Origin of the sequence: Pseudomonas sp. 2957 (assembly GCF_031456345.1) — a bacterium.
GTDB lineage: Bacteria > Pseudomonadota > Gammaproteobacteria > Pseudomonadales > Pseudomonadaceae > Aquipseudomonas > Aquipseudomonas siliginis.
The window spans coordinates 1,014,840-1,040,389 of sequence record NZ_JAVDUL010000002.1 but is presented as its reverse complement, the minus strand read 5'-3'; the positions used below and the strand labels follow the sequence as shown (position 1 = coordinate 1,040,389).

Sequence of the window (25,550 nt, the reverse complement as noted above, 5' to 3'; positions counted from 1 at the left end):
TTATGCAGTTACCGTCCGTAATCGGCACCCGCGACAATGATCAAGACAGTATTGATCTGCTCGGCATCTTCGGCAGCCTGATCGACCAGAAGTGGCTGATCGGCGCGCTGACCGGTGCCTTCATGGTCACCGGCGTCGCCTATGCGGTTCTGGCGACGCCCGTGTACCTGGCGAACGCGCTGGTGCAGGTCGAACCGAAAAAGAACGACATGCTCGGTTTCTCCGACCTCAACAGCATGCTCGGCGGCCAATCGCCGTCGGTGACCGAAATCGGCATCATCAAATCCCGCGCGGTGATCGGCAAAACCGTTGACGACCTGCGCCTGGATATCGACGTCACCCCCAACACGTTCCCGTTGATCGGCGGCTTTCTCTCACGGCGCTATCGCGGTGACAGCGAGACCAGCGTCGCGCCGCCGCGTTTCGGCCTGAACAGTTACGCCTGGGGTGGCGAGCGTCTGGAGTTCAACCGGCTGCAATTGCCGAAAGACCTGCTCGGCAAGAAACTCACCCTGATCGCCGGCGAGCAGCAGCGTTTTCAACTGTTCGATGAAAACGACAATCTGCTCGCCGAAGGCGTGGCCGGCGAAGCGTTTGCCAATGACGGTGTAGAAGGGCAGATCGCGCACTTGTCGGCCAACCCCGGCACGCGCTTTCAGGTGGTGCGCAATCCTCGGATTGTGACCATTCAGGGCTATCAGGACGCGCTGGATATCTCCGAACAAGGCAAGGAGTCGGGGATCATTCGTCTGGCGCTGGCCAGCTCCGACGCGGCCGAGGCGGTGAAGATTCTCAACAAGATCGCCTCGCTCTACGTCGAACAGAACGTACGCCGCACCTCGGCGGAAGCCGCGCAGAGCCTCGCGTTTCTGCAAAGCCAGTTGCCTCAGGTCAAGCGTGATCTGGCCAAGGCCAGCGACGCCTTGAATGCCTACCAGACCCACGGCAAGACCGTGAACATTTCGCTGGAAACCCAGTCGGTGCTGGGCCAGTCGGTGGCGCTGGAAACGCGCATCTCCGAGCTGAAAATGCAGCAGGCCGAGCTCGATCGCAAGTTCACCAAACAGCACCCGGCCTATCGCGCCTTGATGACGCAGATCGGCGAATTGACCCAGCAGCAGAAATCCCTCGAAGTCAAGGTTCAGGACCTGCCGGCCACCCAGCAGGAATTGCTCAACCTGACCCGCGACGTCGAGGTGGCTTCGCAGATCTACACGCAGTTGCTGAACAAATCCCAAGAACTGGACATCGTCCGCGCCGGGGCCGTCGGCAACGTGCGCCTGATCGACACCGCCGATGTCGACCTGACCAATCCGATCAAACCGAAGAAACCACTGATCGTGCTGATCGCGACATTGCTCGGCGCGTTTGTCGGCGTGGCGCTGGTGCTGCTGCGCAAATCCCTCAGCCGTGGCCTTGAAGGCCCGGAAGGCATCGAGCAGTTGGGCCTGCCGGTTTACGCGTCGATTCCCTACAGCGCCTTGCAGGAGGAAGAGGACAACAAAAAGGGCCGCGCCCGCGATGGCGTCGACAAGCCGGCGTATCTGCTGGCGCTGCGCAACCCGACCGATCTGTCGATCGAATCGATCCGCAGCCTGCGCACCTGCCTGCACTTTGCCGGGCTCGATTCGACCAACAACCGCATCATGATTTCCGGGCCGAGCCCGCAGGTCGGCAAGACCTTCGTCTCGTCCAACCTTGCGGCGGTCATGGCCCTGAGCGGCCAGCGCGTGGTGCTGATCGATGCCGACATGCGCAAAGGGCACCTGCACAAAACCCTCAACACGCCGATCAGCAATGGTTTGTCCGACCTGCTGGTCAAGCGCTGCACCCTTGAGCAGGCGATCAACAAAGTCGAAGTCGACAACCTGCATTTCATCAGCCGGGGGCAAGTGCCGCCCAATCCTTCCGAATTGCTGATGCACGCCAACTTCCGTGAGCTGCTGGCGCAACTCAGCGAGCGCTACGACCTGGTGATCATCGATACGCCGCCGCTGCTGGCGGTGACCGATGCCGCCATCGTCGGTCGCGAGGCCGGCATCAGCCTGATCGTCACCCGCTTCGGGGTGAACCCGGCCAAAGAGATCGAACTGACCATTCGCCGCTTCGCCCAGAACGGCATCGAGTTGAAAGGCGCGGTGTTCAACGGCGTCGAGAAACGTGCGGCCAGCTATTACGGCGGCACCGGCTATTACAACTACGAATACGCGTCCGACAAATCCTGATGGTTGCCGATTGTTCTTTCCTGTTTGAAGTGGGTGAGTTGTGAAAAAAATACTGCACGTGGCAGAGACGATCAAAGGTGGCGTGGCGACGGTGATCCGCACGATCTCGACATCCCCAGAAGACGACGCAGCGAATTATCAACTGGTCTATCTGGTGCCCGAGGATCAGGCCAAGGAGCTGCACGGCATCGCCCCGCAGCAGGTGCGCACCTTTCCACGTAGTGGCCGCAACGTGCCGTCGCTGCTGCGTTTCGCCTGGCGTCTGAGCCAGGTGCTGCTCAAGGAAAAACCCGACGTCGTGCATTTGCACAGCACCTTTTCCGGGGTGATCGGCCGTGTGGTGTGTGTGCTGTTGCGACCATGGCGCAAGCCGAAAATCGTCTACTGCCCGCATGCGTTTTCGTTCCTGATGGAAAGCTCGCCGACCAAGCAGAAGGTCTACGCGTGGATCGAGCGCGTGCTGCAGAAAGTCACCGACGTGATCATCTGCGTCAGCCAGTACGAGCTGGATAAAGCCGCGCGTTTCGGTATCGAGCGCAAGCGCATGAAGCTGATCTACAACGGCATTCATCACAAGGATGACGCGCCAAAAACCGCTGGCGCCGAGCCGATTCATCTGCTGTTCGTCGGGCGCCTGGATTACCAGAAAGGCTTCGACGTGCTGCTCAAGGCCTACGCCAAGGTCAACCGCAACGACCTGAAACTCACCGTGGTCGGCAGTGCGGTCAACGAAGATTCGGTCGAGTGCCCGCCGATGGATTCGGTCGAGTACCTGCCATGGGTGACCCCGAGTGAAGTGCAGGCGCTGTATCAGAAAGCCGATGCGCTGATCGTGCCGAGTCGCTGGGAAGGCTTTGCCATGGTGCCGCTGGAAGGCATGGCCATGGGGCTGCCGGTGATCGCCAGCAACTGCACTTCACTGCCGGAACTGGTCACCAATGAAGTGTCCGGCTACGTCTTCCCCTCCGGCGATCACCAGGCGCTGGCCGACGTTTTGACGATCATCCAGAAGCCGCGCCTGCTCGACCTCGGCAACGAAGGCCGGAGCATTGTCCGCGAACGTTTCAGCGCCGCGTTGATGATCCGCCAGACCTACGACCTGTATCACGCTCCCACTTATTAAGTAGAACTCAAGCTTATGAACGTAACGATTTTGCATGGCTACAGTGCGTCCAACTCCGGTGACGGTCTGCTCGTCGATCTGGCCATTGCTCTGGTGCAGCGTAACTTCGGTGAGGACACCGCGATCAGTGTCGTGGCGTCCGACCCCGAGTCGTTCAACTACTTGCCGCACCCGCGTTTCGATGCGCCGGTGATGGCGGCCAAGGGTCTGGGGCGGGTCAAGCAAGCGGTGTTTCTCAATCAGTCCTACGCCGGGCTCGCTGATCTGCTGAAGAAGACCGATCTGATCGTCGGTGTCGGCGGCGGTTACATGCGTTCGAAAAGCGCCTTCGAGCACATCAAGCTGAAGCTCGGCCATGCCAAGCAATTGGAAACCGCGATCCTCAGCAAGGTGCCTTCGGTGTACCTGCCGCAGAGCATCGGCCCGTTCCACGGCGAGAGCAGCAAGATCGTCGAATACTACGCCAGCGCCGATGCGGTGTTCGTGCGTGACAACCGTTCCTCGGCGATTTTTGACGCTTGCGAAAACGTCTACCGCGCGCCGGATCTGGCCGTGCAGTCGCTGGCGAGCAAGATTCTTCAGCAACCGAAATTCACCCGCTGCGCCGCGTCGCCGGCGACCGTCTGCGTGGTGCTGCGCAAGCCACCGGAGTGGAGCAAAGAGAAGAAGGTCGCTTATGTGGCCAATCTGAAACTGCTGCTGCAGCGCCTGAAGAACAAAAGCAAAGTGGTCTGCGCGGTACAGAGCGCGGTGCGTGGCAACGATGACGGCGCGTTCTACCGCGAGCTGGGCATCAACGAAGACCTGCTGTCGCTGAAGGCAACCATCGCCAAATACCAACCCGATCTGGTGATCTCGGTGCGTCTGCACGGCGCCATCGAATCGCTGCTCTCCGGCGTGCCGGCGTATCACATCAGCTACGAGCGCAAAGGCTTTGGCGCCTATCAGGACATGGGCGTCGAGGACTGGGTGATCAATGGCGGCGACATCGACGTCGACACCATCATCAACACCGTTTACGCGCCCAATGCCTTGGCGGATTTCGGCAAGCGCCTGACTGACACCTGCCGCGAAATCGAAGCGAAAACCGTGGCCATGGACGAAATTATCAAGGGTGTCGTTCGATGATATTTCGGCTGTTGCTTCGCGGCGGAGCCTTGGGCGCGAAGTTCTTGCTGGTGTTGGCCATCACCCATTACCTCGGTTACGAGGCGCTGGGTTTTTACGGTGTGGTGGTCGCGGCTTCGCTGATCGCTTCGAAGTTCTACAGCGTCGGCTTCAGTTCCGAAATCAACCGTTTGATCAGCGTCGGCGGCAGCTCGCGGCGGGTGGTCGACAAGGTTCTGCTGCTGTATCTGGCGGTGGGGCTGTTGTTGTCGGTACTGACGGTGCTGGTCTATTCGCTGTTCCAGTCGGTGGAAGCGACCGCCACGCTGATCCTGTGCGTGACGCTGGTGTTGCTCACCGAGCACCTGTCGTTCGAAATCAATTCCTTCGTGTTTTCTGCGCAGAAAGCCACCGCCGGCGCCTTGCTGTTCTTCATCAAGACCGGCCTGTGGGCGGTATTGGCGGTGGGCGGCATGGTGCTCGGCTGGGTCGCGGGCATCGCCAGTGTGTTGTGGCTGTGGGTCGCCGCCAACGTGATGGTAATCATCGCCGGTTATTTGATCGTGGTGAACGTGCACAAGGGCCGCGAGGCGACGGTGCTGGATACCGCGACGGTGTGGAAGGCCGGGTTGCCGTTCTATCTCGGCACCGGTCTGATCGCCCTGAGTCAGTACGCCGAGCGCTTTCTGATCATCGACCTGGAGCCCTACGCCAGCCTCGGTAAATATGTGTACGCGTGGTCGGCGGCCAATACCTTGCAGGCATTGTCTTATGCGGTGGTGGCGGTGGTCGGCATTCCGGTGCTGGCCAAACGGTTTCAGGCCGATCAGCAGGCGTTCACGGTCAGGCAACTGTTCGTCAACAAATGGGTGATGCGCTCGCTAGTGGTCTCCGCCGTTGTGGCCGTGGCGATCTATGTGTTTTTCAATGTGCTGCTCGATTACGTCGCCAGCAGCGTGCCGCGCCCGGATAACGCGCTCCTCGCGGTGCTGATTTTTTCCTTCGCTTTGCGGGCGATCGGCGACATCGTCTGGGGCGGTTTGATTGCTTCGAAAAACAGCCGGGTGTCGCTGGCCAGCGCGGCGCTCTGCCTGCTGATTTCAGTGCCGGTCAGCTATGTGCTGATCAAGCATTACTCGATCTATGGCGCGGCGTGGGGCAACGTCTTCGCCATTGTCGTGCAACTTGGTGTGATTGCAGTGTTGACCCGTGTCACCGGAGCGAAAAAGGCTGCGCTGTCATGGGCTTGAAGCTGCCGCGCATCGAGTTTCGTGGGCGCACATTCGATTCGTCGATTTCCTTCCTGATTCTGTTCACCGGACTATTTCTGTCGGTGGCGATGCCGTTGCTGGTGCCACGCGATCCGGGGCCGGACGCGATGACGTTGTGGTCGTCATATGCGCGTGCCGACAACTGCAATTTCTGGAATCCGTTCTCACCGGATCGCTCGTCCTACGAGTGTTCGGCGTTCCTGCTGCGGCCTACCGGGATCAACCTGACCAATGCCTGGGCCTACGGCATGTTCTGCAATTTCTTCCTCACCGCAATTCCGGTAGTGGTGTTCCGGCGCATGCCGTTGACCATCTTCGGCACCCTGTGCCTGTGGGGCATCGTGCGCTCGTTTTTCCTCGAGAACCTGACCAAGGAAATCATCGTGTCGGTGGCGGTGTTGAGCATTCTGCTCAGCGCATTGACGCGCAAATATCGCGGCGGTTTTTTTCTCTCGGCGGTGATTTACGGTGTGCTGATCCGGCCGTACTGGATTCTGTTTTCGCTGTCGTGGGTCGGCGTCTGCGTGATGAAAAAGTACGTCTCGCGCTTCACCTTCTTTCTGATGCTGTTCCTGTTTTATCTGGCGGTGGCCATGGCCATTCAGCTGGCGCTGGGCTTTCCGGTGTCGTCGATCCGGGCGAGCAACAACGAGCTGCGCACGGCGGGCGAGGAGGGCTCGAAGTCACTGATCGTCTCGTGGCTTAGCGGCAGTGACTTCGTCTCCCAGGCACTGGATTCGATGATCATTTTCTTCCGCCTGTCGTTCCCGGTTGAGCTGATTCTGCTGTCCGGGCCGGGGCAGGTGATCTTCGTTGCGCTGATGATCATGACCGCGCTGCTGCTGTTCAAGGTCATCACTTCGACCGACTACAAGGGCGCGCCGATCCAGACCAAACCCAAGGAACTGATCGCGATTCCGCTGGCGTTTCTGTTGGTGCAAGGCTTGTTCGAGCCGGACTTCGGCTCCTTCGCCCGACACTTCTCGATGGTGGTGCCGGTGTTGTTCGTCGGCCTGGGCTTGATGCTGCGCGCGAACAAACCGGTGCAGGTCGAATCAAGAATTCTCACTTAAGGCAGGTGCTCTATGTCGAGCAAGAAAAAATCCCTGGAGATCGAAACCCTGCGCGGCCTGGCGTGCCTGCTGCTGGTGCTCTATCACGTCATCGGCCCGCTGGGCGGCGGCTTGAAGATCGACATCGGCTCGCCGTTCCGGGTCATCGCCGACTCGATGGTGTACGTGCGCATGCCGCTGTTCACGTTTATCTCCGGCTACATCTATTCGATCTACAAGATTCGCGGCAATGACTTTTCCGCGTTCTTCGCCGGCAAGGTGCGGCGGCTGATCGTGCCGCTGTTCTGCGTCGGCGTGCCGTTCTCGGTGCTGCAAGCGGTAGGGCCGGGGGTGAACAAGGACGTCGGCGTGATCGATGCGTTGTTGTCGTTCTGGGTGCCGATCAACCACTTCTGGTTTCTGCAGGCGGTGTTCAGCATTTTCATCTTCGTCGGCCTGCTGGAGTGGCGCGGCCTGCTGCGTTCGGCGACGCGGCTGTATGGCTTGTTTGCGTTTGCGGCGGTGTTGTTCCTGCTGCCGCCGTTGCCGCTGGATGCGTTCGGTATCAACGGTGCGATTTACCTGCTGCCGTTTTTTGTTGCGGGGATGATCGGTCAGGAAAATGTCGATGTTTTGAAACAGCGTTTCAAAGTGATCGGGCCGCTGCTGTTTGTGCTGATCTCGCTGACGTTGCTGTACGTCGCGGCGATTGATCGAGAGCTGATTGTCGATCGCCGCAGCCTGATCGGTTTGACGGTGGGTTGCGTGTCTTGCATTGCGTTGCTGTCGAGTGACATGCGTTCGAGAGCGCTGACCTGGCTGGGCGGATACTCCTATGCGATTTTCCTCTTTCATGTTTTGTTCGCGGCGACCTCGCGGTTTGTCCTCGGGCGCCTGGGCGTAAAGGATGAGAGTTTGCTGGTGCTCGGTGGTCTGAGTTGTGGATTGCTCGGGCCGGTGCTGTTGGCGATGGTGTTCAGCCGGTTCAATTTCACTTCGGTGCTGTTCCTTGGCGAGCGTGCGGCGAAGAGGAAAGCACCGGTGATTGTCGCTCCGGTGGTGCAGACGCAGAACAGCTGAAAGCTTCGCGAGCAGGCTCGCTCCCACAGAGGTTGTGTGGATTGCGTCTTTTGTGGGAGCGAGCCTGCTCGCGAAGGGGCCATCCCGGACAAAGGAAATATTCAATGATGCCAGTAGACGCCCCTCAACCAGTCGCCACCTCGGCCATCACGGTAGACGATGCCCGCCAGCGCTTTGCGCAGTGGCGCGACGGCAAGACCGGCAAGGTGCTGGCGGTTTCGGTGATCGGCGACAGCTACACCGCCGGGCAGGATTTCTACCTGAACAAACTGGTGCAGCGAGTGGCCGCCGAGGTGGGTTTTGCCGGCCCCGGTTACGTCGGTTTCAACCACGGCGCGGCGCTGGGCGGCACGCACTTCAAATACACCCGCAGCAACGACAAATACTTCGGCGGCGGCTGGAAGGTTTCCGACCTGGGCCAGGCCAGCCCGGACAGTCGCACGATCAGCGGCAAGCCGGGTGCCTGGGTGCAAGTCGATGCCAGCCCTTCGCCGCGCATCGGCACCACGGTCACTCAGGCGAAACTGTTGTATCTGGGCAATGGCGAGTCCGATGAGTTGCGCTATCGCTGGTCGCCCGCCCAAGACTGGCAACCGTTGAAACTCGCAGGCTCAGGTGTTCAGGAAGTCGCGCTAGCGGGCGCTCCATCAGCCGCAGACTGGTCATTCAGACTGGAAGTGGTGAAGGGCGCGCCCACGCTGTTCGGCCTGTGGCTGGGCAACGCTCAGCAGGGCGTGCGGGTGTCGAAACTGGCGGCCTCCGGCGCGGCATCGGCGGATTTCTATCACGCCGATCCACAGTGGCAGACGCAATGGAAAGCCGTGGTGTCGAAGATCCCGGCCGACGTTTACCTGATCATGCTCGGCGGCAACGATCAGGGCTTCGGCGTCAAACCTGCGCAGTATCTGCAAAACGTTCAGGGCTTGGTGAGCATGCTGCGCGAGATTCAGCCAGCGGCGAGCATCAACCTGATCATGCGTCAGGACACTACGCGCTCCAGCGCTTATCCGATGTCGGCCTACGCGCAGGTGCTCGAACCGTGGGCGCGTGAGCAGCAGCTCGGTTTTGCCAACCTGCAATGCGCGTTCGGCCCCGACGTCAAACGCTACGCCAGCGCGATGATCGGCCCGGACAAGATTCATCCGTTGCCGGCCACGGGCGGGAAGGTGATTGCCGATTATTTTTATGGCTGGATAACTGGTACGAGTACCGGTTGCGACGACTCGCCACCATGATCGTTCCCACGCGGAGCGTGGGAACGATCAATGCTGACTGTGCCGCCGCTTTCGCGAGCAGGCTCGCTCCCACAATGGATCGGCGTGAAGCCCGGGTGATCAGGCGTCGTGCTTGAAGGCGTCGATGAGCCCCAGCAGTTCGTCAAGCTTGCGCGGCATCAACCGCGCATCACAACGGGTTTCAACATTAATGATGATCGCCGGGTCGTTGCAGCAGATGCGCACGCGAAAGCGCCAGTCGCTGAAGATCACTTTCAGGCCATCGCGGTCATCCATTTCCAGCGCCTGTTCGCCATACAACGCCTTCAGGTGCGCGAGCAGCGGATAGGGATCACGCAGCGGCCGGCGAATATCGCCGGACGCAGGAAACACACCGATCCGCTCCACCAGCAGAATCGTGCCCAGCCAGGTTTCGTTGGCGCTGGGCAGCGGTTGATGGCGCGACAACCAGCTCATCACCCCGAGGTTGCCCACCTCACGTTCAATCTCTGTCGAATGTTGTGCAATGTTCATGGTTGCCTGCCTGTGGGGAGAGAAAAGCCGTCTCAGCGGCCTTTGAGGTACACGTTGTCGTAGCAGAAATTGGTCGCCTGCAAGTAACCCTCGGCATCGCCGCAATCGAAGCGCAGGCCTTTGAATTTGTAGGCCAGCACGCAGCCGTTTTGCGCCTGTTTCATCAGTGCGTCAGTGATCTGGATTTCGCCGCCCTTGCCCGGTTGGGTGTCGGCAATCAGGTCGAAGATGTCCGGGGTGAGGATGTAGCGCCCGATGATCGCCAGGTTCGACGGCGCGTCCTGCGGCGCCGGTTTTTCCACCATGTTGTTGACCCGGTAGATGCCCTCGGAAATCAGCTCACCGGCAATCACGCCGTACTTGTGAGTCTGGTCGGCCGGGACTTCCTGAATGGCGACGATCGAGCAGCGAAATTTCTTGTACAGCTGGATCATCTGCGACAGCACGCCGTCGCCTTCGAGGTTCAGGCACAGGTCGTCGGCCAGCACCACGGCAAACGGCTCGTCGCCGATCAATGGGCGACCGCTGAGAATGGCGTGGCCCAGGCCTTTCATTTCCACCTGACGCGTGTAGGAGAAGGTGCAGGTGTCGATCAGCTCGCGGGTGCCGGCGAGGAATTTCTCTTTCTCGGTGCCGCGAATCTGGTGCTCGAGTTCGTAGCTGATGTCGAAGTGGTCTTCCAGCGCGCGCTTGCCCCGGCCGGTGACGATGGCCATGTGTTGCAGGCCAGCGTCCCGTGCTTCTTCAACGGCGTATTCGATCAACGGCTTGTTGACGATCGGCAGCATCTCTTTCGGCATGGCTTTGGTCGCCGGCAAGAAACGCGTGCCGTAGCCGGCAGCGGGGAACAAACATTTACGAATCATAAAAGTATCCTGGACAGTCATGGAACACAGGCGACGGTTGCGCGCCACAAAGTGGCGGCAAGTTTCAATGATTATTGAAGGCTTACTTTAATACCCGAGTCAGGTTGTTGCTGGCAATTAGTTGTGCTGTTAAAAAGCGCTAATGTTATGAGATGTCGACTACTTGGTTGTAAGTTATTTTTAGTCGGTATCTGTCGATAGTGATAAGTATCCAGGGAGTGCTAATAAGTACCCGTCAAACAGTTTGACCGGCAAAAATAATTATTGCCAGTGGTTGAACTAAATTTGTTTGAGGTTGTTGTCGCCCTGTTTGTGTGAATTGCTCCGCATATCCACCAGGCATGGCTTGACACGCTACCGGGTATTTATTCAATGACGGACCACGCTATGAAGATTCTGGTAACGGGTGGTGCCGGCTATATCGGCTCGCATACCACACTTGCATTGCTTGAAGCAGGTTATGAAGTTGTCGTTCTGGATAATCTTTGTAACAGCAGCGACGCAGCACTTCACGCCGTTGAAGCCATTTGCGGCAAAAGTGCATGGATGATTCGCGGCGATGTCTGCGATCGGCCGCTGCTCGACCGGATTTTCCGCGAACATCAGATCGACGCCGTGCTGCATTTCGCCGGGCTGAAAGCCGTGGGCGAGAGTGTGCGCAAACCACTCGAATACTACGAAACCAACGTCGGCGGCAGCATCACCCTGTGCCAGGCGATGGCGGCGGCGGGGGTGTTCCGGCTGGTGTTCAGTTCCTCGGCAACGGTGTACGGCGAGCCCGAAGAGATGCCGATTCGCGAGGATTTTCCGACGGGCAATCCGACCAATCCCTACGGCCAGTCCAAGCTGATCGTCGAGAACGTGCTGCGCGACCTGAGCCTCGCGGAGCCGCGCTGGAGCATCGCACTGCTGCGCTACTTCAACCCGATCGGCGCCCACGCCAGCGGGCACATGGGCGAAGATCCCAACGGCATCCCGAACAATCTGGTGCCGTATATCAGCCAGGTCGCGGTCGGCAGCCTGCGCGAGCTGTCGATCTTCGGTAACGATTACCCGACCGCCGATGGCACCGGCGTGCGCGATTACATTCATGTCGTCGATCTGGCGGATGGGCATTTGAAAGCGTTGCAGTCGATCAGCGAGCGCACCGGCATTCACACCTGGAACCTCGGCACCGGCGATGGCTACAGCGTGCTGCAAGTGCTGCATGCCTTCGAACAGGCCTGCGGGCGGCCGGTGCCGTACCGGATGATGCCGCGCCGCGCCGGTGATATCGCCGAGAGTTTTGCCGATGCTTCGAAAGCGGCGAAAGAACTCGGCTGGAAAGCCACGCGCAACTTGCAGGACATGGTTGCCGACACTTGGCGCTGGCAATCGAATCATCCCAATGGTTATTCGCGATGATGGCCATTTAGTCCGATGTTAGTTTCAGTCAGGTTGTTAGATAACGTCGGGAAATTACACTGGCAATGCCTTTTGCAAGTCCGTAGATATAAACCTGCCGTTCGACTTTAGCAGTTGCACAGGACTGTGAAAGAACAGCGGATCTTGTTCGCGCTCTTTGCGGACTTGAAAGCTACCAGCTCTGACACAGATCTGTTTTTTAACAGTTCGAATGTTAGAAAGGAGTTGTTATGAAAAAAGTGATGGCAGTTGCCCTGTTGACGATGTTGAGCAACTGGGCTGCCGCCGCTGAAGCGCCGTTGACAGCGGTAACCAATGTAGGTGGCAGTGTGGCGGCTTCGCAAGCGCCCGCGGCCAGTACTGCAATGGTTGCCAGTGCTGTAGCGGCGTCCAACAGCGGTGGCAGTGCCAACGGCGGTACCACCGGTACGACGGGTACCACCGGTACAACCGGCACGCATAACTAACAGGAACATTTGTTAGTGCAGTACAGAGTCGCCCGACGCAAGTCGGGTGACTTTGTTTTTTGGATTCGCCCTTGAATAGCGTAGTGCCATTATGACTCGTAGTGTTTATCTTTTAATGTTGGCAAGTCTCGCTTTGCAAGGTTGCATGTTTTCCCCCGGCCAGTACCTGAGCACCAGCGATATCACCCGCCAGGGTGCCAGCGAAAGCAGTCGGGTCGAGCTGATCCCGATCACCCCGAAGCTGATCGCCATGAACCGCGCCACGCAAAAGCGTGAGTCACTGCCGGCGGAGCTGCTGGTAACGCCGGCGGAATATCGCATCGGCAACAACGACGTCTTGTACATCACCGTCTGGGATCACCCGGAGCTCACCGCCCCCTCCGGCGCGCAACAACAGATCGATGCCAACGGCCGACTGGTGCGCTCCGATGGCACGCTGTATTACCCGTTCATCAAGGAAGTCCAGGCCGCCGGCCGGACCATCCAGCAACTGCGTGCGGACATCGAACAACGCCTGTCGGCATTCATCGCCGAGCCGCAGGTCGACGTCGCGGTGTTGCGCTTCGCCAGTCAGAAAGTCGTGGTCACCGGCGCCGTGACGAAGGCCGGCCCGCAAGCGATTTCGACCAATCCGTTGAGCGTGGTCGAAGCCCTCGGTTCCGCTGGCATCGACACCAATAACGCCGACTTGTCGGGCCTGCTGCTGACGCGCAACGGGCGGGTCTATCCACTCAATCTCGACACGCTCAATCAGCAGGATTCCGAACTGCAGAACGTCTACCTCAAGGGCGGCGATCAGCTGTATCTGCCGTACAACGACAACAAGCGCATCTACGTCATGGGCGAGGTCAACCAGCCGCGCGCGCTGAGCTTCAAGACCGCAACCATGAACCTGTCCGACGTGCTCGGTTCGGTCGGTGGCCTGAGTCAGACCAGTTCCAATGGCAACGCGGTGTACGTGATTCGCGGCGTGGAAAATCTCGACGTCGAGCCGGCGAAGATCTATCAGCTCGAAGCCGAATCACCGACCGCCATGGCGCTGGCTTCGCACTTCCAGGTGCGGCCACAGGATGTGGTCTACGTCGGCCCGGCCAACGTCACTCGCTGGAACCGTTTCATCAGCCAGTTGGTGCCGTCGGCGTCGATTGTCGGCACCGGGGCTTCGGCAGCGAAGAACTGGAGCGAATACAGCAACAACAGCAAATAAGGCCGCCCGACTGTGAACCTATTGAAAGTGGGCGTCTGCCTGATGGCGGCCTCGTTGCTGTGCGGCTGCAATCCTCTGATGAGCGCGTCGCTGAACAACCTCAAGGCCGCCGTCGTCGGCCCCGACGAGGTTGATGTGACAGCAGTTGAGGTCGCCGGGGTCAACTACCCGCAACTGAAACTGACCACACCGTCCGGCTCAGGCGTGCTGGCGCTGGTGCGCGAGCGCGAAGACCTGCAATTCTGGGTCGCCTCCGGCAAGCAGGTGTTGCTGCTGCGCGATGGCCTCGCCGTGCGCAGCATCGGCCTCGGTCTGCAAGGTGATCTGGATGGCACACGGCTGGCCGATGATTCGCCGTTCAAGCACGGCCTGCATCACGTCGCCGACGGTTTCACCACACGGCGCTGGATCGATCTGTACAAGGGCCAGGAAGTCGGCGTGATCGTCAACAGCCGCTTTTCGCGCCGTTCCACCGAGACCCTGGAGATTCTCGACAAGGCTTACTCGGTGCTGCGCGTCGATGAACAGATCGACGCCCCAGCCATCGGCCTCAGCGCGACCAACCGTTACTGGGTCGACCCGCGCGACGGTTTCATTCTGCAAAGCGAACAACAACTGACCTCGCAACTGCGCGTGAAGCTGGTGCAATTGACTCCTGACCGCAGGCATCTGCCGTGAAGCGCTTAAGCCTAATCGCGGCGGGTCTTTTGCTGATCGCAGGGGCGAGTCAGGCCGCCGTCATCGTGTCCGGCGACGTCGCCAATCCCGGGCCGATTGCATTGCCGCCGGGTGGACGCCTGTTCGATGTGATCAGCGAAGCCGTGCCCAATGCCGAAGGCTATTGGCTGGCGGGCGGCTTGTTGCGCCAGTCGCTGGTCGAGGAACAGACACGGCTCAAGGTTGGTGTGCTGTTCGATCTCGAGGTGCTGCAGCGCATGGCGACGCTGTTTGATCGGCCAAGCCGCGCGGCATTGGCACAGCGCATTGCTGAAGAAGTCCGGCAAATGCCAGTGACCGGACGGCAGATCGCTGACCTCGATCCGGTGGCGGTGGAAGTCGGCTTCGCACGCAACATTCGCCTGGATGACGGCGATCGGCTGATCTATCCGAAACGGGTTGATGAAGTGCAGGTGTTGGGCGCGGTCACCGAGCCGTGCCACCTGCCGTACCAGCCATTGCAGGAGGCCCGCGAATATCTCGAAGGCTGCTCGATTCTCGACGATGCCGAGGCCGATTACCTGTGGTTGATCCAGCCCAACGGCGTGTCGCGGCGCGTCGGCATCGCGCACTGGAATCGCGAGTCCGGGCAGTTTCCGGTGGCCGGCAGCAGGATTCTGGTGCCGATAAAAAATGATGATCTTGATCCGCCTCTTCCTGAATTGAATCAGCAGTTGGCCGAATTCATTGCCACGCAGCTGGCCGAGGTGGTTCGTTGAAGTTACGTTTTGCAGCTGTGTTGTTATTGCCCTGCGGTCTGGCTCACGCCGAGCCGCGCATCACCCAGAATGACTTCGGAGGCACCGGTCTGTTGCAGACGCCGACGGCGCGCATGGCCCCGGCGGGGGAGTTGAGCGTCAATGCCAACCGCACCGACCCGTACAGCCGCTACAGCGTGTCGTTGCAGCCGCTGGACTGGCTCGAAGGTTCGTTCCGCTACACCGCGATCACCAACCGGCCGTACGGCTCGGAGGCCCTCAGCGGCAGTCAAAGCTACAAGGACAAGGCGGTCGACGCCAAAGTGCGCCTTTGGCAGGAAAGCCACTGGGCGCCGGAAGTGGCGCTGGGCTTCCGAGATATCGGTGGTACCGGTTTGTTCTCCAGCGAATTCTTCGTCGCCAACAAGCGCTTCGACAATTTCGACTTCAGCGCCGGCATTGCCTGGGGCTACATCGGTAATCGCGGCGACTTCGACAACCCGCTGGGCTACGTCAGCAATCGCTTCGATACGCGCCCGGCGCTGGAAGGCACCGGCGACGTCAACTCCGGCTCGTACTTTCGCGGCAAGCCTTCACTGTTCGGTGGCGTGAGCTACCAGACGCCGTGGGATCGGCTGAGCCTGAAGCTGGAATTCGAAGGCAACGACTACAAGAACGAGCCGAAGGACAACGAGATCAAACAGGACTCGCCGATCAACCTTGGCGCGGTGTTCAAGGTGACCGATTCGATCGATCTGAGCGCTGCCTGGGAACGGGGCAATACGGCGATGTTCGGCGTGACCTTTCACACCAATTTCGTCAGCCGCAAGGCGCCGGCCAAGACCTACGATCCGACCCCCGAACCGCTGCCGGCGAAGGCGCCGACGACCTCGATGGAACAGGTCAACTGGGCCGATGTGTCGCGGCGTTTGCAGCAGAACGCCGGGTACAAGGTCGAGCGCATCAGTCAGCGCGATTCCGAACTGATCGTCTACGGCGAGCAGCAGCGGTATTTCCATTCGTCCAAAGCCGTTGGCCGCGCGAGCCGGATTCTCGACAACAGCGTCAACGACGACATCGACTGGTTTACCGTGGTCAACAAGCGCTACGACCTGCCGCTGGAAGAAACCAGCCTGCCGCGCCAGACCTTCCGCGAAGTGATCAACAATGAAGAACCGTTGGAGTCGCTGCACCGCACCACCGAAATCAACCCGGCGATGCCGCGCAACGAGAAGACCCTCTACACCGAAGCGCCGCAGCATTTCAGCTATGGCGTGGGTCTGGGCTTCAAGCAGAACGTCGGCGGCCCGGATGGTTTGCTCTATCAATTCAGTGCCGATGCGGACGCGGAATATCGTTTCAACCGCAACACTTGGTGGAGCGGTTTGCTCAGCGCCAACCTGGTCAACAACTTCGACAAATTCGTCTACGACGCACCGAGCGGTTTGCCCCGCGTGCGCACGGATTTGCGCCAGTACCTGACCACGTCAAACACGACCATGCCGTTGTTCCAGCTCAGCCATGCCGAGCAGTTGGACAAGGATCTGTACGGCATGGTGTACGGCGGCTATCTGGAATCGATGTTTGCCGGCGTCGGCGCGGAAGTGTTGTTCCGCCCGACCGGCGAGCGCTGGTCGCTGGGCGCGGATCTGAACTGGGTGCGCCAGCGTGATTTCGATCAGGGCTTTGCCTTGCGCGATTACTCGGTAGTGACCGGGCATATCACCGGCTATACCGACCTGCCGTTCGACACGCTGGCGGCGGTCAGTGTCGGTCGCTATCTGGCCGGAGACTGGGGCACCACCGTGGACATCTCGCGTGAGTTCTTCAATGGTGTGCGGGTCGGTGCCTGGGCAACCATCACCACGGCCAGCAGCGCCGAATATGGCGAAGGTAGTTTCGACAAGGGCCTGTACCTGTCGATCCCGTTCGACGAAATGATGAGCATGTCGACCATGCGCCGCGCCAACCTGGTCTGGGCGCCACTGACTCGAGATGGCGGCGCCAGACTGAGCCGCAGCTATCAACTGCACTCGATGACGGATAGCCGGGAAGGGGACATGTTCTATCGCAACTTCGAGAAGATTACCGAGTAGGCGCTGGTCTGTGGGAGCGAGCCTGCTCGCGAATGGTCCGGCACATCCAATATCTCCAGTGCCTGACACACCGCTTTCGCGAGCAGGCTCGCTCCCACAGTTGATCGGCGTCACGCCACACATCCAGGTCATCACCCGAATCCCTGTGGGAGCGAGCCTGCTCGCGATAGCTTCGTGTCAGCCGACATCGTCATTGACTGACCCACCGCCATCGCGAGCAGGCTCACTCCTACAAGGTTTGTGCCGGTAGTCGATACCGGTTACCAAAATCCCGCCCACAAAAAAGGGGACTTTCGTCCCCTTGTGATCTGCAGCGCTGAGCCTCAGTAAATATCCTTCGACAACAACGTAAACGGCGTCTTCACGAGGATCTTCAGATCCAGCCACAACGACCAGCTGTTGATGTACTGCAGGTCGATCTCGACACGCTTCTGCATCTTGTCGATGGTGTCGGTCTCACCCCGGCAGCCGCTGATCTGTGCCAGGCCAGTGATGCCCGGTTTGATTCGGTGACGCGCCATGTAAGCGAGGATCTTGCCCGAGTAGTAATTGTTGTGCGCCACCGCATGCGGCCGTGGCCCCACCAGCGCCATGTGCCCCTGCAACACGTTGAACAACTGCGGCAACTCATCCAGCGAAGTACGGCGGATAAAACGACCTACTGCGGTAATGCGCGAGTCATTGCGGCTGGCCTGTTTCACTTCGCGGTCATCGTGGACACGCATCGAGCGGAATTTCCAGACCTTGATCACCTTGCCGTTCCAGCCATGGCGGTCCTGCTTGAAAAACACCGGGCCGGGCGAGTTGATTTTCACCGCCAGAGCGATGATCAACAGCAGCGGACTGAGCGCAATGATCGCCAGGAACGCCACGGTTTTCTCAACCAGACTCTTGCTCAGAGCAGCGGTCGGGCGGCTGGTCAGCGGGCTTTCGTTCAGGTAAATCGCCGGCAGGCCGTCCACGACTTTCACCGAGTGGTTGAGCAGGGTCAGGCTGTTCAAGTCCGGCACCCACACCACATCGACGTTGGCGCCGAGCAAATCGACATACATCGCTTCGATTTTCGCGGCTTCGCACAGGGGCAGGGTGATGTACAAACGACGGATGTCGTGGGCCTCGATCAGCTCAAGCAACTCGTCCTGAGCACCAACGATACGCGGTGCATCGGAGCCGAGAGCGGGCTTGTCTCCGTTGCTGACCAGCCCGATCAGCGGCAGGTTTTCCAGTTGGCTGAGTTTTTTCGCCAGGCCCAACGCCAGTTCGCCGGTGCCGACAATCAGCGTCCGGTGTTCGCTTTTACGCGAACGCTGGTAGAACTTGGAAAACGCATGCAGCGGCGCGTAGAGGAACGCCTGACCGAGGAAGCCGTACACCGCCCAGCTCAGAATCACCTGACGGGAAAACAGCTCATCGGCCTGGCAGACAAACGCGATGCACGCCAGCGCGGCCATGGTCATCGACCAGCCCATGAACAAGCGGCCGAGGCCGGTCAGGTAGTTGTCGCGTTTGCGATAAACGCCGCTGAATGTGTAAGCCGGCACCGAAGCCAGGACGGCGAGGGTGGCGCACATTCGGTAGTAGAACGCGACGGTGCCGGTGTGCTGTTCAGCGAGAATGAACAGCAGCGTCACAACGAAAGCCTGTGCCAGCGCCCATTGGCCCCAAAAGGTCAGTCCCTTGAGGCCCGTGCTTCGATTAATACTGAGAGAAAGATCCATACGATATCCCCAAAAGACGTCCATTCAGGTTTCAACAGTTGAAAGCCGAGTTGTTATGCAGACTTATTGTTTTTGTTTTAGCGAGTGTCTTGAGGTAACAACATCGAGAGCCGAACTGTCGTCAGCCAATAGACTAAGTTATTGCCGGGAATGGTGTCTGACGAGTTCTAACAAGATGGCACAGTGCCAACTTTTTAATAATTAAATAGATGGCTGTTAGAAAAGGTCGTAGAGCGGGGGATGAAAAGCCGAGGGGGTATTTGTTACTGTTGCAGGGTGGAGGCAGGGAAGCTTTTATTGAATCAGGGAGGGAAAACCAGACAGAGTGCTCTTCTTGTTGTTGTAGTCGCACTTTATATCTGTTTGTCTCGGTTTTAGTGGCGCCGGTGATTACGCTACGACTTCCTGGATCAGGCAATATCCGCGATTTCTTACGGCACGGAACAATCGCTCGCCATTACTCGCACTCTTGAACTTGTCCTGCAACCGGCTCAGGCACATTTCCAGGCCACGGTATTGTTCCGGTTCCCGGCCAATACTCATGATCAGGTCATCACGACTGACCACGCGCTCTTCATGGCTCAGCATTTTCCTGACCAGAGCGGTTTCCAGGCCAGTCAGGCTGATCGCAACATTGTCCTTGAGCAGCACGCCTTGTTCATCGTCAAGATGCCAGGTGTCGCTGCAAGGCTCAGTGCTCTCGCAGACATTGGAGATATGAGCGCGTTCTGCACTGCGGGTCGGGAAGCTTTGAAACGGATTGTCTGTTTGCGCGGCTCGCCATTCATTTTCAAGAGTGGCCAGTATGCGTTGAGTATCATGTTCGATACTGCGCGCAACGTTCTTTCGACTTAGGCTCGGGTAACTGAATTCCATGACCATCGGGGCGGAAGAGGGCGAAGCAACACCTTCAACAAACATTTGTGCCTGCGACGTGCCAAACGAATTGAAACGCTCACTGGACAAGATGCTTTCCAGTTCACGTTGCGACGTTGTGCTGTGCGTCACAACAACAAAATATTTTCTGGGGAGGGTTGTACTCGTTTCCATGTCTCTCTCCTAAATACACACCAAAATTGGCTAAAAGATAAATCGGCAGGCGAGCAATGACTTCCTCGGAAGTAATCGTAGGCAGGGTTCTGGCCGAAAATGGCCATCGATAAATTCCACTCGATCTGCTGCTATGTTATGGAGTTTTATTGTTATGTGGCGTGATGCCGTGCTCATTCAAGTGCTTGAGTTTTAATAAGTATGAGGCGCAATTGGAACGATATGGCTGCATCAGACGATCCTTCGTACGTATGCAAAAGGGAAGACTGCCCGAGACTCAGGCAGTCGATATCAGGCCCCGCATCAGGCGATAGCCGTAGCCGCGGATACTCTGAATCGCGTTTGTACCATACATGTCCTTGATTTTTCCACGCAAGCGACTGATTGATTTTTCCAGTGCTCGAGGGTCGTAGAAATTGCTGTTGAGGCCCATGATGCTGGCGATTTCATCATGACTCAGAATGTGATTGCCGGTGTGCGCAAAGGCTTCGAGGATCTTCATTTCGGCGAAAGAAATATCGAGTTTGCGCCGACTGTCCATCAGGCAGATCCGCGTCGGATCAAGCGTCAGATTGATATCTCGTTGCCAGTCTTCGCTGTTGAAGAACTCCGCCAACAAGTCTTCGCTGTCATCGCTCAATGTGTTGAGCTTGATACAGGCATCCGCCCCGGCGAGGAAATATTTGATCTTGTTGACGGCGCCGCGGCCGGTGACAATTGCGCAAATAAGCGGCTTCAAGTTGTCATCGCGCAGGTTCTGCACCAGGGCCAGATTTTCTTCGATAGCTTGTGGATTATCGATGATGACGAAGATGGCGCGGTAGGAACCGATGTAACCGTGCTGCTTATACGAACTAGTGAAAGCACCTGTTTCCAGGATCATATCGGGCTGCACGTGCTTTGCGATCAGCGATCTCAAATGATCAGCCACACCCAGTGTACGACCCAGAGCAAGAACACCGGATTCATCATTTGTCGGGCGCGGACTTCTAGTCGCCAAGTTCCCTGAGAGCATCATGCGTTGACTCGAATTAGGTGCTGACATCGGGATGTTAAAGCACCGGTTCTCATCTGTGACTGACAATTGGTAACATTTACGCGGATTTTAGACGTGTCTCCCGAGTTTTCTAACAATAACTAAGCTTTTCAGGCTTTTAGTTGATTTTCTCGGGCTTGTGAACTAATGGATAAGTGATGGCTATATGCAATGGTGCCACTATTTTGAGCTTATGGCGATGGCTTTGTCTATGTCCTTTTGCCATTGATTGGCCATGCCAACAATGTGTGAAGTTGATCACACTTCATATCTGAACTGAAATATTTTTAGTAATAGATGTAAATTTTTTCAGTTTAGTTCGTCGGCCGACGATTACTAACATGACTTGAGTGTGGCAGTCCGTTAAATCTATTCTTCGAAATCAAAGGATCGCGGCCTTCGGCAGCTTCTACATGGAAATGCATTCCACATGTAGGAGCTGTCGAAGGCTGCGATCTCTTTAGATCTTCATATGCGCCAATTGTGTAACTCGGATACTCAACCCCTGAGTGTTATTGACTGGTCGCTCACCCTGAGTGCACTGACGGAGGATTAATGGATTTCTGGACCCTTTTCCAGGTATTGATATTAGGCGCGGTTGAAGGCCTGACCGAGTTTTTGCCCATCTCGAGTACCGGCCACCAGATTATTGTCGCCGACCTGCTCGAGTTTGGCGGCGAACGCGCGATGGCGTTCAACATCATTATTCAACTGGGGGCCATTCTTGCTGTGGTCTGGGAGTTTCGTCCGAAGATCTTCGATATCGTCAAAGGCCTGCCCACCGAGCGCAACGCGCAACGTTTCACCCTTAATCTGCTGATCGCGTTTTTCCCGGCCGTTATCCTCGGCGTGTTATTCGCCGACGCGATTCATGAATACCTGTTCAACCCGATCACCGTTGCCGTCGCCCTGGTTGTCGGCGGCATCGTCATGTTGTGGGCCGAGCAGCGCAGCCATGTGGTCAGCGTCGAACATGTCGACGACATGCGCTGGTCTCACGCGTTGAAGGTCGGTTTCGTACAGTGCCTGGCGATGATTCCCGGCACCTCACGCTCCGGCTCGACCATCATCGGCGGTCTGCTCTTCGGCCTCTCGCGCAAAGCCGCCACCGAGTTCTCGTTCTTCCTCGCCATGCCGACCATGGTTGGCGCCGCCGTGTACTCCGGCTACAAATACCGCGACCTGTTCCAACCCAACGACCTGCCAGTCTTCGCCCTCGGTTTCGTCACAGCCTTCATCTTCGCCATGATCGCCGTGCGTGGCCTGCTCAAATTTATCGCCAACCACAGCTATGCCGCGTTCGCCTGGTATCGGATCGCGTTTGGTTTGTTGATTCTGGCGACGTGGCTGTTCGGCTGGGTGAACTGGACCGCCGCTGCGGCCGCCTGATCACTGCGCGCTGATCAACGCCGCCACGGCGAGATCGTTTAACGTCGAATCCGACGACTCCTGACGAAAGCGCTGCAAGGCCGAGGTGAAATATGCGGCCTGCAGCATGCCGTCGCTGGCCAGATAGAGTCGCGCGTCTTCTTGCTCCTCGGCGGAGTAAACACGCTTGTGACTGTCGGTCGTTTCCTGGCTAGACGAAATAGGTGCGAGGATTAAAGACACCAAAGTGAAGCCGGAAAGCTGCGTCACCTCCCACGGCGTATCGGTACGGCCCATGCAAAAGCCATCGCAGTGCGCATAAACGTCGGAAGTGAAGCTGAATAAGGCGAGGAGGGTGAAACGCTTGAAAGCAGAAAAACTAAACGCGGGCATAAACAAAAGACATCCTGTCAGTACATCAAAACAGCGGGCAACGCTCATGCGTCGCCCGCATACTCAAACCATCAATCAACGACCTTCAAGCAACTCAGCCGCCTGATCCAGCAAGGCCAGCGGATCCTTGGCCTTGTGAATATCCACCGACAACAACTGACGGAATTTCCGCGCTCCCGGGAACCCCGTGCCCAGGCCCAGCACATGCCGCGTGATGTGATGCATCGCACCACCGGCCAGCAAATGCTCGGCGATATAAGGCCGCAATTGCGCCAGCGCCTCAGCCCGACTGATCACCGGCGCCGAACTGCCGAACAACTGCTGATCCACCTCCGCCAGCAAATACGGATTGTGATAAGCCTCACGCCCCAACATCACGCCATCGAACGTCTGCAGATGCTCATGGCAGGCCTCCATCGTCTTGATCCCGCCATTCAGCACAATCTCCAGCTCCGGAAAATCCGCCTTCAACTGCGCCGCGACGTCATAACGCAACGGCGGAATGTCGCGATTCTCCTTTGGCGACAACCCCTCCAGAATCGCAATCCGCGCATGCACGGTAAAACTCGTACACCCGGCATCCCGCACTGTACCGACGAAATCACACAGCTCGGCATAACTGTCACGCCCATTGATGCCGATGCGGTGCTTCACCGTCACCGGAATCGACACCGCATCACGCATCGCCTTCACACAATCGGCCACCAACTGCGGATGCCCCATCAGGCACGCGCCGATCATGTTGTTCTGCACACGGTCGCTTGGGCAGCCGACGTTGAGGTTCACCTCGTCGTAGCCATGTTCCTGCGCCATGCGCGCGCAGGCAGCGAGATCGAGCGGAACACTACCACCGAGCTGCAACGCCAGCGGGTGCTCGGCTTCGTTGTGGCGGAGGAAACGCTCGTGATCGCCGTTGAGCAGCGCGCCGGTGGTGACCATTTCGGTGTAGAGCAGGGCGTTCTTCGACAGGAGGCGTAGGAAGTACCGGCAGTGGCGGTCCGTCCAATCCATCATGGGCGCCACACTGAAGCGGCGAGACGGCTCAGGCATGGATTTTACTGGGCTGAAGCTCTGATTCTGGACCATTTTACTCAACGTGTTTTCGGCGTGCTTTTGGGCGTTTTCAAGGGTGTTCAGCATCTGGTTGGTACGATGTACCAATTCGAAGCCAATGCGTACCACTTTCGTTTATGGCAGCTGTCAGGACATGAAAACTGGCGGATGGCAGCATGCGCTACACCGCATCCGGCGGAATGGAGTGCAAGTCTACCAAGACAGCCACATTTTCGCCCCGGAAACGGACTACGCGATCTGGATTGCTGGCAGAGGATCTTGATAGCTCCAGCAACTTCATCGAGCAGGTGCTCCGGCGTCAGATGGGGATTGCCTCTATTGAGTCCCGTGCTTGCGCGAGGCCACGACCGGTAGGCGTATTGCCATTCCCACCTGGTAAAGGATTGAGTCGCCAAGCGTTTGAATGCGCATTTTCAGCCCCCGTTTCACGCCGATAGCGATGTGCCACAAATCATGATGGCAATGCGTCATCACGCCAGTCAAAAAGTTCAACGTTTATACAAAAATATAAAGTTGTACAAGTTTTCGCAAAATTAATAGCATCCCTTCAGACACCTTTGCTGAAACGATAAATCCAGCCTGAAAATGCTCTGTTGCGACGTGCTGGGTTTGTCTGCCGGTGCTCGCGTCGGGTCTTTTTCGACGCTTCAACAGCATCGGCATTTGCATTTCCGGGACAGCTGGAGCGTCCCGTATTACGCCCTGGATGACGACCCCCGAATGTCTGGACGGTGACTGTGGTTACCGGAGATCAATTTTTTGTGCCTGGCGTTTCGCGTCAGGACGTTTGAGGCTGAATATGGCAGTAGCATCGAATTTCCTCGGTGACATCAAAGTTTCCCGCAAGCTGGGAACCGGCTTCGGCATTCTTCTGCTGGCCGTTTTGGCGGTTGCCTTCATTGGCTATAACAGCAACAGCGTGCTGGTTGATCGCTTGAGTACGACGCGTCTGATCGGCACGTTGAATGACGCTACGCAAAATATGCGTCTGTCCGAGAAACAGTACGAAGCCGCCGCTGACGCAGCCTTCGCCGAGTCCTATAACGCGCAGTTGAATGTCTTGCAGGGCCTTGTGGGCAAGGCGCTGGACACCTTGACCCGTGCTGAGAACCAGCAAGCCCTGAAGGCTTTGCAAACCACGATTGTTGCCTACGACCAGAAGGTCAAACGGCTGATCGCGGCCGATCAGTCGACCACCGATGCGCTGAAACCGCTGACGGCGCTGTCGGACAAGTACGCGCAAACTTTTGCCGGCATGCTTGAAGGCACCACGACCAGTGCCTTGGCGTCTGCCGATGGTGAACGCGTTCGGGAGCTGCGCACGGTGGCCGATTTGCGCAATGGCATGACCACGTTTCGCCTGATGTTGCGTCGTTACATCGCGGTGCCCAACGACGTGAACAAAAAACTGCTGATGGAAACCATCGATAGCTTCTTGAGTGATATCAGCAAGGCGCGCACCAGCCTGCCGACGGCGCTGTCGAGCCAACTGGAAGAAGCCCACTCCGGCATGCGGCGTTATCGCGAAGTATTGGTGGAAGTGGCCGGGCTGTTTGAGCAGAAGCAGAACATGCGCGAGCAGGTCGACCAGGAAAGCAAGGCGATGGACAAGATCATGAGTGGCCTGATGGACACCCAGCAGCGCCTTGCACATGAGGATCAGCATTCGGCTTTTATTCAGATGGCGGTATTGACTGCGTTGGCGCTGGTGATCGGGCTGTTGGCTTCGGTGGTCATCTCGCGCCAGATCACTGCGCCGCTAGCGCTGACGGTTGATCTGGCACGACGGATTGCCAAAGGCGACCTGACGGTACAGGCCAGGTCTGCGCGCAAAGATGAGTTGGGCGATC

At 58.1% G+C, this 25,550-nt stretch carries 21 protein-coding genes and 2 pseudogenes; 16 read left to right on the top strand and 7 right to left on the bottom strand.

What is annotated here, in order from left to right; translation table 11 throughout:
* Positions 1-2 precede the first annotated feature (2 nt).
* From J2Y39_RS10170 to J2Y39_RS10140, 7 genes are all read left to right on the top strand, one after another.
* Complete coding sequence (locus tag J2Y39_RS10170) at positions 3-2,225, top strand: polysaccharide biosynthesis tyrosine autokinase (RefSeq protein ID WP_310217229.1); 2,223 nt, start codon at positions 3-5, stop codon at positions 2,223-2,225.
* 40 nt (positions 2,226-2,265) lie between these two features.
* Positions 2,266-3,348, top strand: coding sequence for a glycosyltransferase (locus J2Y39_RS10165; protein WP_252868001.1), 1,083 nt, complete (start codon positions 2,266-2,268; stop codon positions 3,346-3,348).
* A 15-nt stretch (positions 3,349-3,363) separates the two neighbouring features.
* A complete protein-coding gene (locus J2Y39_RS10160; protein WP_310217225.1) occupies positions 3,364-4,476 on the top strand; it encodes a polysaccharide pyruvyl transferase family protein in 1,113 nt (370 codons plus the stop codon).
* Positions 4,473-5,705, top strand: coding sequence for a phosphoribosylaminoimidazole carboxylase (locus tag J2Y39_RS10155; RefSeq protein WP_310217222.1), 1,233 nt, complete (start codon positions 4,473-4,475; stop codon positions 5,703-5,705). Before J2Y39_RS10160 ends, J2Y39_RS10155 begins: the two co-directional genes overlap by 4 nt.
* Entirely contained in the window at positions 5,696-6,799 is a 1,104-nt protein-coding gene (locus tag J2Y39_RS10150) for a hypothetical protein (RefSeq protein ID WP_056791467.1), read from the top strand. Before J2Y39_RS10155 ends, J2Y39_RS10150 begins: the two co-directional genes overlap by 10 nt.
* 12 nt (positions 6,800-6,811) lie before the next feature.
* Positions 6,812-7,858, top strand: coding sequence for an acyltransferase (locus J2Y39_RS10145; protein ID WP_310217219.1), 1,047 nt, complete (start codon positions 6,812-6,814; stop codon positions 7,856-7,858).
* 104 nt (positions 7,859-7,962) lie between these two features.
* Complete coding sequence (locus tag J2Y39_RS10140) at positions 7,963-9,093, top strand: GDSL-type esterase/lipase family protein (protein WP_310217216.1); 1,131 nt, start codon at positions 7,963-7,965, stop codon at positions 9,091-9,093.
* 99 nt (positions 9,094-9,192) lie between these two features.
* Here the strand turns inward: J2Y39_RS10140 and J2Y39_RS10135 are convergent, their stop codons facing one another.
* The gene (locus J2Y39_RS10135; RefSeq protein ID WP_016770593.1) at positions 9,193-9,606 is read right to left on the bottom strand and encodes a mannose-1-phosphate guanylyltransferase; all 414 of its coding nucleotides are present in this window, start codon (positions 9,604-9,606) and stop codon (positions 9,193-9,195) included.
* A gap of 32 nt (positions 9,607-9,638) precedes the next feature.
* Positions 9,639-10,472 carry a UTP--glucose-1-phosphate uridylyltransferase GalU gene (galU, locus tag J2Y39_RS10130; RefSeq protein WP_027611481.1) on the bottom strand — a complete coding sequence of 278 codons (834 nt, stop codon included), beginning with the start codon at positions 10,470-10,472 and terminating at the stop codon, positions 9,639-9,641.
* 387 nt (positions 10,473-10,859) lie between these two features.
* Here galU and galE point away from each other — a divergent pair, with 387 nt between their 5' ends.
* From galE to J2Y39_RS10100, 6 genes are all read left to right on the top strand, one after another.
* Positions 10,860-11,876: a UDP-glucose 4-epimerase GalE gene (galE, locus tag J2Y39_RS10125; protein WP_016775458.1), complete on the top strand. Its 1,017-nt coding sequence runs from the start codon at positions 10,860-10,862 to the stop codon at positions 11,874-11,876.
* A 230-nt stretch (positions 11,877-12,106) separates the two neighbouring features.
* The gene (locus J2Y39_RS10120; protein WP_016775457.1) at positions 12,107-12,343 is read left to right on the top strand and encodes a hypothetical protein; all 237 of its coding nucleotides are present in this window, start codon (positions 12,107-12,109) and stop codon (positions 12,341-12,343) included.
* Between the two features lie 91 nt (positions 12,344-12,434).
* The gene (locus J2Y39_RS10115) at positions 12,435-13,550 is read left to right on the top strand and encodes a polysaccharide biosynthesis/export family protein (RefSeq protein WP_177180896.1); all 1,116 of its coding nucleotides are present in this window, start codon (positions 12,435-12,437) and stop codon (positions 13,548-13,550) included.
* 12 nt (positions 13,551-13,562) lie between these two features.
* Positions 13,563-14,228 carry a YjbF family lipoprotein gene (locus J2Y39_RS10110; protein ID WP_310217209.1) on the top strand — a complete coding sequence of 222 codons (666 nt, stop codon included), beginning with the start codon at positions 13,563-13,565 and terminating at the stop codon, positions 14,226-14,228.
* Positions 14,225-14,986 carry a capsule biosynthesis GfcC family protein gene (locus tag J2Y39_RS10105; RefSeq protein WP_310217207.1) on the top strand — a complete coding sequence of 254 codons (762 nt, stop codon included), beginning with the start codon at positions 14,225-14,227 and terminating at the stop codon, positions 14,984-14,986. The genes J2Y39_RS10110 and J2Y39_RS10105 overlap by 4 nt, the downstream gene beginning before the upstream one ends.
* Positions 14,983-17,061 carry a YjbH domain-containing protein gene (locus J2Y39_RS10100; protein WP_252867994.1) on the top strand — a complete coding sequence of 693 codons (2,079 nt, stop codon included), beginning with the start codon at positions 14,983-14,985 and terminating at the stop codon, positions 17,059-17,061. The genes J2Y39_RS10105 and J2Y39_RS10100 overlap by 4 nt, the downstream gene beginning before the upstream one ends.
* A gap of 323 nt (positions 17,062-17,384) precedes the next feature.
* Here J2Y39_RS10100 and J2Y39_RS10095 read toward each other — a convergent pair whose 3' ends face one another.
* From J2Y39_RS10095 to J2Y39_RS10085, 3 genes are all read right to left on the bottom strand, one after another.
* On the bottom strand, positions 17,385-18,779 hold the full coding sequence (locus J2Y39_RS10095; RefSeq protein WP_095182401.1) for an undecaprenyl-phosphate glucose phosphotransferase: 1,395 nt from the start codon (positions 18,777-18,779) through the stop codon (positions 17,385-17,387).
* Positions 18,780-19,169: 390 nt separating this feature from the next.
* Positions 19,170-19,829, bottom strand: a complete 660-nt coding sequence (locus J2Y39_RS10090; protein ID WP_310217199.1) for a helix-turn-helix domain-containing protein — start codon at positions 19,827-19,829, stop codon at positions 19,170-19,172.
* 277 nt (positions 19,830-20,106) lie between these two features.
* On the bottom strand, positions 20,107-20,847 hold the full coding sequence (locus tag J2Y39_RS10085; RefSeq protein WP_150634844.1) for a winged helix-turn-helix domain-containing protein: 741 nt from the start codon (positions 20,845-20,847) through the stop codon (positions 20,107-20,109).
* A gap of 573 nt (positions 20,848-21,420) precedes the next feature.
* Here J2Y39_RS10085 and J2Y39_RS10080 point away from each other — a divergent pair.
* Positions 21,421-22,254: an undecaprenyl-diphosphate phosphatase gene (locus J2Y39_RS10080; protein ID WP_252876642.1), complete on the top strand. Its 834-nt coding sequence runs from the start codon at positions 21,421-21,423 to the stop codon at positions 22,252-22,254.
* Here J2Y39_RS10080 and J2Y39_RS10075 read toward each other — a convergent pair whose 3' ends face one another.
* Positions 22,255-22,674 carry a DUF2388 domain-containing protein gene (locus J2Y39_RS10075; RefSeq protein WP_258706981.1) on the bottom strand — a complete coding sequence of 140 codons (420 nt, stop codon included), beginning with the start codon at positions 22,672-22,674 and terminating at the stop codon, positions 22,255-22,257. It abuts the gene before it with no gap.
* Positions 22,675-22,701: 27 nt separating this feature from the next.
* Positions 22,702-23,676: a tRNA dihydrouridine(20/20a) synthase DusA gene (dusA, locus tag J2Y39_RS10070; RefSeq protein ID WP_310217192.1), complete on the bottom strand. Its 975-nt coding sequence runs from the start codon at positions 23,674-23,676 to the stop codon at positions 22,702-22,704.
* 266 nt (positions 23,677-23,942) lie between these two features.
* Between dusA and J2Y39_RS10065 the strand changes: the two are divergent.
* Positions 23,943-24,079 (top strand): annotated as a pseudogene (locus J2Y39_RS10065) (Lrp/AsnC family transcriptional regulator); the annotation flags it as partial.
* 327 nt (positions 24,080-24,406) lie between these two features.
* Positions 24,407-25,528: pseudogene (locus tag J2Y39_RS26495) on the top strand (methyl-accepting chemotaxis protein); the annotation flags it as partial.
* Positions 25,529-25,550 lie beyond the last annotated feature (22 nt).

Coding starts and splice junctions, on each gene's coding strand:
- J2Y39_RS10080 (WP_252876642.1), top strand. CDS start 21,421: ATGGATTTCTGGACCCTTTTCCAGGTATTGATATTAGGCGCGGTTGAA.
- J2Y39_RS10115 (WP_177180896.1), top strand. CDS start 12,435: ATGACTCGTAGTGTTTATCTTTTAATGTTGGCAAGTCTCGCTTTGCAA.
- dusA (WP_310217192.1), bottom strand. CDS start 23,676: ATGCCTGAGCCGTCTCGCCGCTTCAGTGTGGCGCCCATGATGGATTGG.
- J2Y39_RS10170 (WP_310217229.1), top strand. CDS start 3: ATGCAGTTACCGTCCGTAATCGGCACCCGCGACAATGATCAAGACAGT.
- J2Y39_RS10090 (WP_310217199.1), bottom strand. CDS start 19,829: ATGGAAACGAGTACAACCCTCCCCAGAAAATATTTTGTTGTTGTGACG.
- J2Y39_RS10120 (WP_016775457.1), top strand. CDS start 12,107: ATGAAAAAAGTGATGGCAGTTGCCCTGTTGACGATGTTGAGCAACTGG.
- J2Y39_RS10085 (WP_150634844.1), bottom strand. CDS start 20,847: ATGATGCTCTCAGGGAACTTGGCGACTAGAAGTCCGCGCCCGACAAAT.
- J2Y39_RS10160 (WP_310217225.1), top strand. CDS start 3,364: ATGAACGTAACGATTTTGCATGGCTACAGTGCGTCCAACTCCGGTGAC.
- J2Y39_RS10075 (WP_258706981.1), bottom strand. CDS start 22,674: ATGAGCGTTGCCCGCTGTTTTGATGTACTGACAGGATGTCTTTTGTTT.
- J2Y39_RS10150 (WP_056791467.1), top strand. CDS start 5,696: ATGGGCTTGAAGCTGCCGCGCATCGAGTTTCGTGGGCGCACATTCGAT.
- galU (WP_027611481.1), bottom strand. CDS start 10,472: ATGATTCGTAAATGTTTGTTCCCCGCTGCCGGCTACGGCACGCGTTTC.
- J2Y39_RS10155 (WP_310217222.1), top strand. CDS start 4,473: ATGATATTTCGGCTGTTGCTTCGCGGCGGAGCCTTGGGCGCGAAGTTC.
- J2Y39_RS10140 (WP_310217216.1), top strand. CDS start 7,963: ATGATGCCAGTAGACGCCCCTCAACCAGTCGCCACCTCGGCCATCACG.
- J2Y39_RS10135 (WP_016770593.1), bottom strand. CDS start 9,606: ATGAACATTGCACAACATTCGACAGAGATTGAACGTGAGGTGGGCAAC.
- J2Y39_RS10095 (WP_095182401.1), bottom strand. CDS start 18,779: ATGGATCTTTCTCTCAGTATTAATCGAAGCACGGGCCTCAAGGGACTG.
- J2Y39_RS10145 (WP_310217219.1), top strand. CDS start 6,812: ATGTCGAGCAAGAAAAAATCCCTGGAGATCGAAACCCTGCGCGGCCTG.
- galE (WP_016775458.1), top strand. CDS start 10,860: ATGAAGATTCTGGTAACGGGTGGTGCCGGCTATATCGGCTCGCATACC.